The organism is Pseudomonas syringae (assembly GCF_001698815.1).
Lineage (GTDB): Bacteria > Pseudomonadota > Gammaproteobacteria > Pseudomonadales > Pseudomonadaceae > Aquipseudomonas > Aquipseudomonas syringae_A.
Window position 1 is genome coordinate 1 of the sequence record NZ_LGSI01000067.1, and the last position, 12722, is coordinate 12722.

The following is a 12722-nucleotide window of genomic DNA, read 5'->3' on the forward strand; positions in this document are numbered from 1 at the left end:
GCAATGAAGGTGGGTCAGGTGGATTGAGGTGGGCGGGGCTGGCGTCTCGGGGACAAGTCCCCTCCTACCGGTTTTGAATCGGCCCGGTAGGAACGAGGCTCAACGCCTACTCCTTCCACCCACCCCCAAGCACTTTGTACAAACTGATCCTGTTGGACTGCTCATCCAGCTTGAGGGTGATCAAATCCTGTTGGGCGGTGTACAGCGAGCGTTGGGAGTCGAGGGCTTCGAGGAAGCTTTGCGACCCGGCGCGATACAGCGCGTCGGCCAGCCGATAACTGACCGCGCTGGCATCGGTGAGGTCCTGTTGCGCTTGCAGGCGTTCGGCCAGGGTGCTACGTACCGCCAAAGCATCAGCCACTTCCCGGAAGGCGGTCTGCAAGGTCTGCTGATAGGTCTGCACCTGGATTTCGTTTTCGACCTTGGCCTGATCCAGCGTCGCGCGATTACTGCCGGCGTTGAAGATCGGCACACTGATGGAAGGCGCAAAGGTCCAGGCGCCGCTGCCAGCCTTGAATAAACCGGAAAGATCCGAACTGGCCGAACCCGCGCTGGCCGTCAGACTGATGCTCGGGAAGAACGCCGCTCGCGCCACGCCGATGTCCATATTGGCAGCCTTGAGCGTGTGTTCGGCGGCCAACACGTCGGGGCGATTTTCCAGCACTCTGGACGGCAGCGCCGCTGGAATCTGTACCAGCACCGCAACAGACTGGGCTTGATCGTCAGGCAGCAGATTGGCCGGGAGTTCAGCCCCAACCAACAGACGCAGCGCATTTTGATCCTGAAGAATCTGGCTGCGATACACCGCCGCATCGCCTTGCGCCGAATTGACGGTGGTTTGCGCCTGAGCCAGCGCCAGGCCCGATGAGCCGCCAAGATCATGACTGCGCTTGGTCAGGTCGTAAGTGGCCTGCTGGCTGCGCAGGGTGTCTTCGGCCAGTTTCAGGCGCTGGTTGTCCGCCGCCAGGGTCAACCAGGCGGTGGCCACTTCAGAGACCAGACTAATCTGAGTACTGCGTCGGGTTTCGTTCAAGGACAAGTAGTCTTCCAGGGCTTCGTCTTTCAGATTCTGTACCCGCCCGAAGAAATCCAGTTCGTAACTGCTCAGGCCAATATCGGCGCTGTATTGATGGCTAGTGGTCGCCACACCGCTGTTGGACAACGTGCCCGGCGTACGCGAGCTGGTTCCGCTGCCTTCGGCGGTGATCGCCGGGAACGCTGCCGCACGCTGGATTCGATACTGGGCGCGGGCCTTGTCGATGTTCAGGCTGGCCAGCCGCAGGTCGCGGTTGTTGACCAGGGCCAGCGCCTGCAATTGCTTGAGTCGGTCATCGAGAAAGAACTCGCGCCAGCCAATGTCCGCCTCGGCTTGACCGGCAATCGCTGTGCCCGAACGCCAATCGGCAGCTACCGGGGCTTCAGGCCGCTGGTAATCGGGGACGAGATTGATGCAGCCGCTCAGGCTGAGGATTGGCGTGAGCAACAATCCCAGCAGAAAACCACGAAGCCGGCTCATACCTCACCTGCCTTGGCGTTAGAGAAATCACTGACTTTGCTGAACCGCCCCCGTATCAACACGAAGAACAGCGGCACGAAGAATATCCCCAGCACGGTCGCCGACAACATGCCACCGAGCACGCCAGTGCCGATGGCCTGGCGCCCGCCGGAACCCGCTCCGGTACTCAAAGCCAGCGGCAGCACGCCGCACATGAACGCCAGCGAGGTCATCAGGATAGGGCGCAAGCGCAGGCGCACCGCATTGAGTGTCGCCTCACGCAGGTCCTGTCCTTGCTCTTGAAGGTGCTTGGCGAACTCGACGATCAGAATGGCGTTTTTCGCCGCCAGCCCAACCGTGGTCAGCAGCCCTACCTGGAAATACACGTCGTTGGACAGGCCGACAAAGTGCGTCGCCAGTACCGCACCGACGACGCCAAGCGGTACCACCAGCATCACCGAAAACGGCACCGACCAGCTTTCATACAACGCGGCCAGGCACAGGAAAACGAACAGAATCGACACGCCATACAGCAGCGGCGCCTGGGAACCGGATAAACGTTCCTGATAAGACTGACCGGTCCATTCGTAACCGATGCCGTCCGGCAGCTGTTTCATGATTGCTTCCACCGCACCCATCGCGTCGCCCGAACTCACGCCCGGCGCAGGATCGCCCACCAGTTCCAGCGACGAACTGCCGTTGTAGCGTTCCAGCAGCGGCGAGCCATAGCTCCAGGAATAAGTAGCAAAGGACGAGAACGGCACCATCTCATCGTTGCTGTTGCGCACGAACCAGTGATCAAGATCCTCGGCCTGCATGCGTGCGGCGGCGTCGCCCTGGATGTACACCTTCTTCACCCGCCCTTCGTTGAGAAAATCGTTGACGTAACTGCCGCCCAACGCCGCCGACAAGGTGTCGTTGATGTCGCTGGTGGTCAGGCTCAACGCCCCGGCCTTGCGATCGTTAATGGCGATATGCAGCAATGGCGCATCGTCCAGACCGGTGCTGCGAACACCCTGCAATGCAGGTTGTTTTCGGGCCAGCTCGATGAACTGCGCGCGCGCCTTGACCAGCGCATCGTGGCCCAGGCCGCCTAGATCCTTGAGCTGCACATCAAAGCCGGAGCTTTGGCCCAGCCCGCGAATCGCTGGCGGTTGGGCGACGAACACATTCGCGTCGGAAACGATCTGCGATAGCTCAGCGGTGGCCCTCGCCGCGATTTGCGCCGAACCCTGATCGGCGCCGCTGCGTTCACTCCAGTCCTTGAGCTTGATGAACGCCCGTCCGGTGTTCTGGCTGTTGCCGCCCACGCCGAGCCCGGTGATGCTGATCAGTGCTTCGACTTCCGGCTGCTTGAGCATGTAATCCTCGAACTGCTTCATCACCGCCTGGGTCCGACTGTCAGTGGCGCCGACGGGCAGTTGCAGTTGCGCCATGAGAATGCCCTGATCTTCATCGGGCAGGAACGACGTCGGCAGCCGCATATACACCACGCCCATGACCAGAATAATCAGCCCGTAAACCAGCATGCTGCGCCCGCCACGCGCGAGAATCCCGCCCACCAACCCTTGATAGCGTTGCGAGCCGCGCTCGAAAGCCCGGTTGAACCAGCCAAAGAAACCACGTTTGGGCACCTCGCTGCGGACATCGGCGTGCCGTAACAGCGTGGCGCACAGCGCGGGGGTCAGAGTCATGGCCACCAGCACCGAGAGCAGCATCGCCGCGACGATGGTCACCGAGAACTGACGGTAGATGATCCCTGTGGAGCCGGAGAAAAACGCCATGGGAATGAACACTGCCGACAGCACCAGAGCGATACCCACGAGGGCGCCAGTGATTTCCTTCATTGACTTGCGGGTGGCTTCCAGCGGCGACAGACCTTCCTCGGCCATGACCCGCTCAACGTTTTCCACCACCACGATGGCATCATCCACCAGCAAGCCGATGGCCAGAACCATGGCGAACATGGTCAGGGTATTGATTGAATAACCGAACACCGCCAACACGCCGAAAGTGCCCAACAGCACCACTGGCACGGTGATCGCCGGGATCAGCGTGGCGCGCAGGTTCTGCAGGAACAGAAACATGATCAGCACCACCAGCACGATGGCTTCCCCCAGCGACTTAACCACCTCCTCAATGGAAATGCTGACGAAGGGCGTCGTATCGTAGGCAATGACGTTTTCCAGCTGCATGTCCTTGGGGTAGAACGCCGACAGTTCGGCCAGCTTGGCCTTGACCGCCTTGCCGACATCCAGCGCGTTGGCGTTGGTCGCCAATTGCACGCCCATGGCGGCAGCCGGTCGCCCGTTGAGCGCCGTGCCCACGCTGTAATCCTCGCTGCCCAACTCGATGTGCGCTACGTCGCTTAACAGCACCACCGCACCGGCGCTGGATGACTTGACCACCACATCGCGGAACTGCGCGACCGTCTGCAACTTGCTGCGCGCACTGATCGTCGCGTTCAACTGCTGCCCGGCTCTGGCTGGCAGCGAACCCAGCTGGCCGACTGACACTTCAGTGTTCTGGGCTTCCAGCGCAGCGCTGATATCGGACGGCATCAAGGCGTATTTTTCCAGCTTGGCCGGGTCCATCCATATGCGCATGGCGAAGCCCGAACCCAGGGTTTTCACTTCCCCCACGCCGTTGACCCGGCTGATCTGGTCCAGCAACGTGCTGGAAATGTAATCGCCGATTTGCGTGGCGGTGGTCGCCGGATTATTGGACGCCAGCGCGGCGATCATCAGAAAGTCCGAGCCGCCCTTGGTGACAGTCAGGCCTTCGTTCTGCACCGCTTGCGGCAAGCGTGATTCGACTTGCTGCAGCTTGTTCTGCACTTGCATCTGCGACACGTCGGGATCAGTGCCCGCGTTGAATGACAGGCTGATGCTGGCGCTGCCGTCAGAGCTGCTCGATGCCGACATGTAGGTCAGGTTGTCGATGCCGGTCATCTGCTGTTCGATGACCTGGGTTACCGAGTCCTCGACGGTTTTCGCCGACGCGCCGGTGTAAGTCGCAGAGATGCGCACCGTGGGCGGCGCGATGTCCGGGTATTGCTCCAGGGCCAGACGGCTGATGGACAAGCCACCGGCGAGCATGATGACGATAGCCAGCACCCAGGCGAAAATCGGTCGATCAATGAAAAAACCAGCCACGGATCAGCCCTCCTTCACAGCAGAGCTATTGGTCACGGCATCAGTCTTGGCCGTCGCTTGTTCCTCGACGCCTTGCGCCGCATCCCCCGCATGCACGTTCTGCCCGCCTTCGACGATGACCTGTTCACCGGCCTTGAGCCCGGACGTAATCCACCACTGATTGTCGATGGCGCGCCCAATGGTCAGCGCCCGCTGCTCGACCTTGCCATTGACCAGCACCAGGGCCGACGCGGCTCCGCCCTGGCTGCGAGTTACCGATTTCTGCGGCAGGAGAATGGCCTGCTCGTCACGGCCCTGTTCCAGCACCGCGCGCACGTACATGCCCGGCAACAGCAAGCCATCCGGGTTGGCGATTACCCCGCGCAAGGTTACGGTGCCGGTACTTTGATTGACGCTGACGCCACTGAACTTCAGGCGACCTTTCTGGGCATAAGTACTGCCGTCTTCCAGCAGCAGCGAGATTTGCGCCTCGCCAGCGCCGTTGCTCTGCAAGGTGCCGCTGGCCAGATCGCGTTTAAGACGCAGCAAGTCGGTGGTGGACTGCGTGACGTCGACGTAAATCGGGTCCAGCTGCTGCACGGTGGTCAGCGCCGTGTCCTGGCTGGCCGTCACCAATGCGCCTGGCGTGACGGTGGACGTTTCGATACGGCCGCTGATCGGCGCGGTGATGCGCGTGTAGGCAAGGTTGATCCGCGCTGTCTCCACGCCCGCCTGGGCGACTTTCACTTCAGCCTGAGCGGTGAGCAATGCGGCCTGAGCGTCTTCGTTATCTTGCTGGCTGATAGCGTCGATCCTGGCCAGGCCGGCATCGCGTTTCGCGGTCAATTCCGAAGATTTCGCGGTCGCCTGGGCCTTGGCCAACGTCGCCTGAGCTTCAGCGAGCGCCGCTTGGTAAGTCGCCGGATCGAGCTGATAAAGCGCCTGCCCGGCCTTCACTTGCGCACCTTCGACGAACAGCCGTTTCTGCACGATGCCGCCCACTTGCGGGCGGATGTCGGCGACCATGAACGCCTGGGTACGCCCGCTCAGTTCGGTATCAAAGGCCTGCACCCGAGGCTTGATGGTCAATATCTTCACTTGGGGAATTCTGACGGCAGGCTCGGGCGCCTCTCTGGAGCAACCTCCAAGGGCACCGAGCACCAGCACGGAAAGAATGAAAGCGGCCGTCACCAGAAGTTCGGCAAAGCGTTTGATGGACATTGAAGCCTCGGCGTTACAGGAATGCATGACCCAATGCTACGGAGCAAATGTGCAGAGAAATTGAAGATTGCCCACAAGCCTTGTATCTGCAGCGTCGAGGCGCCTAAATAGCCGGGCACTTCACCGGGCTTTCTGCATGAAACTGAGCATTTCCACCAAATTGTTTCTGGCAATCATGGCCAGCGTGACCCTGGTCATCCTCAGCATGAGCATGGCCACCAGCTGGAGTTTCGGCCGTGGTTTCCTGGGCTACTTGAACGAGCAGGCGCTGCTGCGCCTTGAACCGATCCTGCCGCGCCTGGAAAGAACCTGGCAGCGCGATGGCAATTGGGAGTCGCTGCGCGACAAACCGGAGAACTGGTTCAATTTGCTGCGCCCGGTGAAAGGCGAGGATCTGGCTGCGAATGGGGAATGGCGAGCGCCGCCTATTTCCGATCTGACCGGCGCGGTGTTTCGCGTCGCCCTGTTCGATCAGAACAAGGCGTTGGTGATGGGTTATCCCGGCGTTGCCGACCAGGCATTGTTGCGGCCGATCAACGTCGCTGGCAACACCGTCGGCTGGCTGGCGGTCATCCCTTTCCAGAGTGTTTCCGAAGCGGGCGGGCAACGCTTCGAGGCTTATCAACTGCGGGTCAGTCTTGGCATGGGAATCGTGTCATTGCTGCTGGCCATGCTCATCGCCTGGTGGATCGCGCGAACCTTGCTCACTCCGGTCAAGCAGGTCGCTGCCGCCACTCACCGGCTGGCGGCTGGGCATTATGCCGAGCGGGTTTCGGTGTCGGCCAATGACGAAGTCGGTCAACTGGCTCGGGACTTCAATCAGCTCGCCTTGACCCTTGAAAGCAATGAGCGCCTGCGCCGCGAATTCATGGCCGATGTTTCCCATGAGCTGCGCACGCCTCTGGCGGTGATGCGCGGCGAGCTTGAAGCCATCGAGGACGGCGTGCGTCAACTGGATATCGATTCCATGCAGTCACTGCAAGGCGAAGTCAGCATGCTCAGCAAACTGGTGGACGATCTGTATGAATTGTCCCTGGCAGATGTCGGCGCGCTGACCTATCGCAAAAACCGCCTGGATCTTGTGCCGCTGCTCAGCGATAGCGCAGCGATGTTTTTCGAGCGCCGCAAGGCCTGTGGCATTGACCTGCAACTTGTGCTGCCAGACGCGCCGCTGTCAGTGCAGGGCGATGATCAGCGCCTGCGCCAACTGATGAACAACCTGCTGGAAAATGCCATGCGCTATACCGATCAGGGCGGCACGCTGCGCATCGAGGCTCGGCATGAAGGTCAATCGGTGCGGGTTGATATTCAGGATTCCGCACCGGGCGTCAGCAATGAACAGCTGCCGCGCCTTTTCGAACGTTTCTATCGTGGCGAAGGATCGCGCAGTCGCAGCAGTGGGGGCGCAGGCCTCGGGCTGGCGATCTGTCGCAGCATCGCCGTGGCACATGGCGGCACTCTGGAGGCCGCGCACTCACCTTTGGGCGGGATCTGGTTGACACTGATCCTGCCGCGAGACGCTTGAGCATGACGTCCATATTGATTGTTGAAGACCAACCCAAACTGGCGTCACTGCTGCACGATTATCTGCTGGCCGCCGGATACCAGCCCAGTTGTCTGAGCAACGGCCTGGAGGTTGTCCCCGCCGTGCGCGCCGCCGAACCGGCGCTGATTCTGCTGGACATCATGCTGCCCGGACGCGACGGCCTGGATGTGTGCCGCGACCTGCGCAGTTTTTGTAGTGTGCCGATCATTCTGATTACCGCCCGCGTCGAAGAAATCGACCGTTTGCTCGGTCTCGATCTGGGCGCCGACGACTACATCTGCAAGCCTTTCAGCCCTCGGGAAGTGGTGGCGCGGGTCAAGGCGATCCTGCGTCGCGGCCGTCTGCTCGAAGAGGTCCGTGCTGAGCGGCTGGTGGTGGAACCCGATCACTTTCGCGCCACGCTGGATGGCGTCGAGCTGGGGCTGACCCCAGTCGAAATGCGTTTGCTGTTCACCTTGGCCAATGCGCCGGGCCGGGTATTTTCCAGGGATCAACTGTTGGACCGACTGTATTTCGACCATCGCGTGGTGACTGATCGCACCGTCGACAGCCACATCAAAAACCTGCGCCGCAAGCTGGATCTGATCAGCCCCGGCGAAGAGATCGTGCAGTCGATCTATGGGGTTGGCTATACGTTGAAGCTGTGAGTGCCGCCAAGCCCCGCCCCCTCTGGAGGCTTGCTGTAGGACCTGGAGGCTTGCTGTAGGACCGGCTTTAGCCGGGAGGGCAATTGATGAGCGGCTCGCGACTGAAGTCGCTCCTACAGTCGCTCCTACAGTCGCTCCTACGACCGATTCGCGGGCAAGCCTCGCTCCCACGATGATCTGCGGGGAGGGCAGATTAAAGCCGCTGAACAGCCAACGCGCCAGCTGGCCCGGCAACACCCGGCTGGCCTGGCAGACCTTCCCGTCCAGCCTTGCCGCCATCGGCGCGATAGACGATGCAACCCTTGGATGCTCCGCCCTTGCCGGCACGACCGCCCTGACCCGCCGCACCACCGGCACCGCCCTCGACATTGACCTTGATGTGCGCGGCAGGGAACGCCAACGGCAGCTCCAGACGTACCTGACCACCTGCGGCGCCGTCGTGACCATTGCCACCGTCGTCGCCATTGAAGCCACGTCCCGCCTGGCCCCAGGTGCAGCCCGGCGCTTCGCCGTTGGCGCCGTCGAGGCCGACATAACCGGGCGCACCCGTGCCGCCGCGCGCATCAACCGACAGCTCGGCTGCGGTCAGGGATTCCAGGCGCAGGGTCAGATTTCGCCCTGGCAACGGCGCTTTCTCATAGGTGCCAGGCGATCCACGCGCAGTGATCTGGCTGCCTTCGCCAAGCTGACCGCGATGCACCACCAGACTGAATGGCTGGCTGCCGGGCACAATCGCAATGCGCGCTTCATGGCCCAGCACCAGTTGATCGACCTTGACTTCGGTAAGGCCGGACGGAATCAGCAAGGTGCCGTAATCCGCGACTTCCAGACGCTCCAGTTGCAGAACGCTGGTGGCGTTGGGCAGGCGCATCAAGGAATGGCTTTCGACAGTGATGGTCTGCGCCATCGCCAAAGGGCTGCACAGCGCGGCCAGCAGGAAAAGACTACGCATGAGCGGCCTCCGAGGACGATTTAGGGAAGGATTGCAGGTGAAAAATGCCGAAGACCAGAATCTGCAGGCGATCACGCCACGGATGCTTGCGCCCGCGCAGGCTGCCATTGAACAGCAGCAGTTCGGCGACATGCGTCAATATCAGCAAGCTGCCGGCCAGCTTGATGAGCATCGCGAACGGCGTCGGTAACACGATAACCAGATTCAGCAGCACCACCAGCCAGAACCCTAACGTCAGCAGCTTCCCCAATCCCCAAAACACCTTCATTACTCGCCCCTGGTCATGATTTTTTTATGCGAACGCTTATTATTGCGCTCGTTTTCCGCGCGCACAGTAGACGGCTTGCTTGCCGAATATGCCAGCGGGGTGATGAAAATTCTTCACGCAGTCACACTGAGCTGCCGAACGGCGCAGGAAATACGGGCCCTGTCGTACGCCGAGCCCGCATCAAGAGAGAAGAATCAGCGGTTGATCTTGATCTCTACACGACGGTTTAGAGAGCGGCCGCTAGCCGTTTTGTTGTCGGCCACGGGACGCGCTTCGCCATCGCCTTCGACAGACACAAACGCACTGCGCGGGATGCCGGAACTGACCAGATAATCTGTCACCGAAATCGCGCGTTTCTCGGACAGTTTCTGGTTGTAGGCATCACGCCCGACGCTATCGGTATGGCCGCTGACCCGCAATTGCGCGCTCGGCGCTTCGCGTTTCAGGCGAGTCGCGATCAGATCGAGTTTCGCTTTGTCAGCCGCGGTCAGGCGCGCCGAGTCGAATTCGAACAGCACATCGTTGATGACAATGACCTCTTCCTTGACGACAACCACTTCTTCAACCACTGCCGCCGGCGCTGGCTCAACCAGCGGACAACCGGTGGCGTCTACCTGAACACCTTTGGGCGTATCGGGACATTTGTCGATGCTGTTTTTCACGCCATCGCCATCATCGTCGCCGTCGCCATGCACCCAGCAATACGCGCCTGCCATCACGCCCACCGCGCCACCCAGGCTGGCCGCCACCGCTGCAGTCTGGAACGCCCCCGCCGCCGCGCCCGCCAGAGCGCCTCCGGCCGCACACAATGGCCAGTCGGTCTTCTGCAAACCGGCACAACCGGTCAAGACACTGGTTACAAGAATCAGAGGTAACGCCGTCCGGATTATTCTCATTAATTTCTTCTCCCAAGGGTTCGGCCCAATGCGCCGCCTCTCAAGTAAAGACATCACATCGCCACTTCGCCAGTTTGAGCCCGTATTTATTGGGGGAAAGCGGAATTTGAATGTGGCTAGCCGCCCGACAGGACTAGGCCCACCGCCGAGAGCGCGCTAGTCTTGCAGGTCAATACGAGGATTTTCGATGAGCGAAGGCTTTTCCACCCGCACGCCCCAGCAAGCGCTGGCCGCCCTGCTCGACCAGCAGACGCCGCGCCGCCTGCTGATGATCGGCGCGCAGACATTTCCGGCGCTACAGGCGTTCAAGGACGCGCATCCGGAAACCGAGGTATTTCATGCGACGCCGGGATCATTGCCGGCGGAACTGGCCGCGCAGCGTTTCGACCTGGCGCTGGTGGTCGATTGCCTGGAGCACATACCCAAGCGCGCCGGGCTGGAATTGCTGGGCGGCATTCGTAACCTGAACGCCAGCCGCATCGCTGTGCTCGCCGATCTGCCTGCCTGCGGTTGGCAGGACACGGACTTCTATTCCCTGGCCTTGCAACTGACGGAACGCTTCGGCCGGGACGAACAAGTGCTGACGCTGTTCACGTACGATCTGCGTGAATACAAACAAGTACCGGATTGGCTCAACGCGCGCTTCTGGGCCAACCCGGAGAATTTTGGCAAATATTGGTGGTGACCCATGAGTAGCGCTATCTGCCCATGCGGCAGCGGAGATTTGTTGATCACCTGCTGCGGCCCTTTTCACGCTGGCCAGCCTACGCCTTGTGCCGAAAAACTGATGCGTTCGCGCTACAGCGCCTACGTGTTGGGTCTGGTCGATTACTTGCTGGATACCACGTTACCGGCGCAGAAAGCCGGGCTGGATCGTGAGTCGATCAGCCAGTGGAGCCTGCAAAGTACCTGGCTGGGACTGGAAGTCGAGAGCACGGAAGTCTTCGGCGGTAAGCCTGAACACGCTTTCGTCACGTTCACGGCGCGCTGGCATGACGGCACGGGGGAGCACAGTCATCGCGAACGCTCATCCTTCGTGCAGAATCAGGGCCGCTGGTATTTCATCGATTCGACCGTGCCGCTCAAGGCCGGCCGCAACGATGCGTGCCCGTGCGGCAGCGAACAGAAATTCAAGAAGTGCTGCGCCAGCTATTTGGCCTGATTCACTTCAGGCTCAGGTGCGAAGTGTCCGGTGCTGGCCCGGCCTTGGGTTTTTCCTCCTGACCCATGTCGCTGCCGGCCGGGGCCAGGCTTATGCGGGAAAGATCCAGGCGCGGCGCAACGGCTTCGGGTTTGGCGTCCTGCAAGTCGCTGCCGGTTTCAAACAGCGCGAAATCCGGCGCATCGACGTCCACGAAAGCAGCCATGTACACATCGCGCGGCGCGACCTGCAAGCGGCCGTTGCGGGCTGACGGTTTGCGCAACCAGGCAGGTTCGTCCGGCGGCGGCGCCAGCTCCACCTCTTCGATCTGCTGCGCCATGAGCAGAACTTCGACCAACGCTCCGGCGCGCTCCAGGGTCGAGCGATACTTTTCAGCGGCCGCAGCATCGAGATTGTTTTTGAGCACCAGGCGCCGCCCGGAGAACAGCAGCGTCAGGCGCTGGGCGTCGGCCTGAAACAATTTCCCCAGATTGGCCTGCACTCGTTCAAGCTGAGCGCCAGGTATCAATTGGCCATTAAATACAATTTCATAAAGATTCATGGGTCAGACTCTGTAGCTCGTGGCATGAGTATGCGTACGCCCAGCAAATGGAACAAGCAGGCCGTCCTGCTAAACTCAGGCCTCAAATGGAGCACGACAATGTTTTTACAGGCGCACGTGATCAGAACAATTAGCCTGGCGCTGCTGCTCTCGGTGCTGGCTGGATGCTCGAGCCTGGTGGTCAGCGACTACAAGGAGCCCGTGGTGCGCCTGACCCGCGTCGAAGTGGTCAAGGCCAAGCTGATGCAGCAGGATTTCAAGCTGCATTTTCGCGTCGACAACCCCAACAGCGGCAGCATGCTGGTACGCAGCCTGCGCTATAAAGTCATGCTCGGCGACGTGATGCTGGCCGATGGCGAGTCCACCGACTGGTTTGTGGTCGATGGCGAAGGCCACAAGAACTTTGTCGTGCCGATCAGGACCAACCTCTGGCAGCACATGAAATACATCGCCAGGCTGTTGAAAAAGCCTGATCAGGCGATTCACTACAGCCTTGAAGGCAAACTCAAGACCGGCTTTTTGTTCCGGCACAACGTGCGTATCGGCCGCGATGGGGAGATAATCCCCGGCGATTTTATTCCGGAGTAACCCCGATGACCCAGCAAGACCACGTGCATGGCCCTGATTGCAATCACGATCACGACGATCACGCCCATGACCATCACGACCACCAGCACGGCCACGTCCATGGCCCGAACTGCGGTCATGCTCACCAGGAGCCGGTGCGCAACGCCTTGAAAGACGTTGGCCGCAACGATCCTTGCCCTTGCGGCAGCGACAAGAAATTCAAGAAGTGCCACGGCGCGTAACGTGTCGAGCACTGCCGACGGCCTGCCTTGCAGGCCGTTTTCATTTGTGTG

13 protein-coding genes are annotated in these 12722 nt (G+C 60.8%); 6 read left to right on the forward strand and 7 right to left on the reverse strand.

Annotated elements, in window-relative coordinates:
* Positions 1-106: 106 nt before the first annotated feature.
* The 3 genes from AFK24_RS22760 to AFK24_RS22770 are packed head-to-tail and all read right to left on the reverse strand — an operon-like array spanning position 107 to position 5850.
* Positions 107-1516 carry an efflux transporter outer membrane subunit gene (locus AFK24_RS22760; protein ID WP_065835374.1) on the reverse strand — a complete coding sequence of 470 codons (1410 nt, stop codon included), beginning with the start codon at positions 1514-1516 and terminating at the stop codon, positions 107-109.
* Entirely contained in the window at positions 1513-4650 is a 3138-nt protein-coding gene (locus tag AFK24_RS22765; protein ID WP_065835375.1) for an efflux RND transporter permease subunit, read from the reverse strand. Before AFK24_RS22765 ends, AFK24_RS22760 begins: the two co-directional genes overlap by 4 nt.
* 3 nt (positions 4651-4653) lie before the next feature.
* Positions 4654-5850, reverse strand: coding sequence for an efflux RND transporter periplasmic adaptor subunit (locus tag AFK24_RS22770; RefSeq protein ID WP_065835376.1), 1197 nt, complete (start codon positions 5848-5850; stop codon positions 4654-4656).
* A 136-nt stretch (positions 5851-5986) separates the two neighbouring features.
* On the opposite strand from AFK24_RS22770, the gene AFK24_RS22775 reads away from it, so the two are divergent.
* Together AFK24_RS22775 and AFK24_RS22780 are read left to right on the forward strand one after the other, a co-directional pair.
* Positions 5987-7375 (forward strand): ATP-binding protein, encoded by a 1389-nt coding sequence (locus tag AFK24_RS22775; protein WP_065835377.1) that lies wholly within the window; start codon positions 5987-5989, stop codon positions 7373-7375.
* A gap of 2 nt (positions 7376-7377) precedes the next feature.
* Positions 7378-8043 carry a response regulator gene (locus AFK24_RS22780; protein WP_065835378.1) on the forward strand — a complete coding sequence of 222 codons (666 nt, stop codon included), beginning with the start codon at positions 7378-7380 and terminating at the stop codon, positions 8041-8043.
* Between the two features lie 193 nt (positions 8044-8236).
* Here AFK24_RS22780 and AFK24_RS22785 read toward each other — a convergent pair whose 3' ends face one another.
* From AFK24_RS22785 to AFK24_RS22795, 3 genes are all read right to left on the reverse strand, one after another.
* The gene (locus tag AFK24_RS22785) at positions 8237-8995 is read right to left on the reverse strand and encodes a collagen-like triple helix repeat-containing protein (RefSeq protein WP_065835379.1); all 759 of its coding nucleotides are present in this window, start codon (positions 8993-8995) and stop codon (positions 8237-8239) included.
* The gene (locus AFK24_RS22790) at positions 8988-9263 is read right to left on the reverse strand and encodes a DUF1145 domain-containing protein (RefSeq protein ID WP_065835380.1); all 276 of its coding nucleotides are present in this window, start codon (positions 9261-9263) and stop codon (positions 8988-8990) included. The genes AFK24_RS22785 and AFK24_RS22790 overlap by 8 nt, the downstream gene beginning before the upstream one ends.
* Positions 9264-9457: 194 nt before the next feature.
* The gene (locus AFK24_RS22795) at positions 9458-10159 is read right to left on the reverse strand and encodes an OmpA family protein (protein ID WP_065835381.1); all 702 of its coding nucleotides are present in this window, start codon (positions 10157-10159) and stop codon (positions 9458-9460) included.
* A 187-nt stretch (positions 10160-10346) separates the two neighbouring features.
* Between AFK24_RS22795 and AFK24_RS22800 the strand changes: the two genes are divergently transcribed.
* Entirely contained in the window at positions 10347-10844 is a 498-nt protein-coding gene (locus AFK24_RS22800) for a DUF6231 family protein (protein ID WP_065835382.1), read from the forward strand.
* 3 nt (positions 10845-10847) lie between these two features.
* Complete coding sequence (locus tag AFK24_RS22805) at positions 10848-11321, forward strand: YchJ family protein (protein ID WP_065835383.1); 474 nt, start codon at positions 10848-10850, stop codon at positions 11319-11321.
* Position 11322: 1 nt separating this feature from the next.
* Here the strand turns inward: AFK24_RS22805 and AFK24_RS22810 are convergent, their stop codons facing one another.
* Positions 11323-11862 (reverse strand): hypothetical protein, encoded by a 540-nt coding sequence (locus AFK24_RS22810; protein ID WP_065835384.1) that lies wholly within the window; start codon positions 11860-11862, stop codon positions 11323-11325.
* A gap of 99 nt (positions 11863-11961) precedes the next feature.
* Here AFK24_RS22810 and AFK24_RS22815 point away from each other — a divergent pair, with 99 nt between their 5' ends.
* Both AFK24_RS22815 and AFK24_RS22820 read left to right on the forward strand, forming a co-directional pair.
* Positions 11962-12450 carry an LEA type 2 family protein gene (locus AFK24_RS22815; RefSeq protein ID WP_065835385.1) on the forward strand — a complete coding sequence of 163 codons (489 nt, stop codon included), beginning with the start codon at positions 11962-11964 and terminating at the stop codon, positions 12448-12450.
* A 5-nt stretch (positions 12451-12455) separates the two neighbouring features.
* Entirely contained in the window at positions 12456-12671 is a 216-nt protein-coding gene (locus AFK24_RS22820; RefSeq protein ID WP_020288970.1) for an SEC-C metal-binding domain-containing protein, read from the forward strand.
* Positions 12672-12722 lie beyond the last annotated feature (51 nt).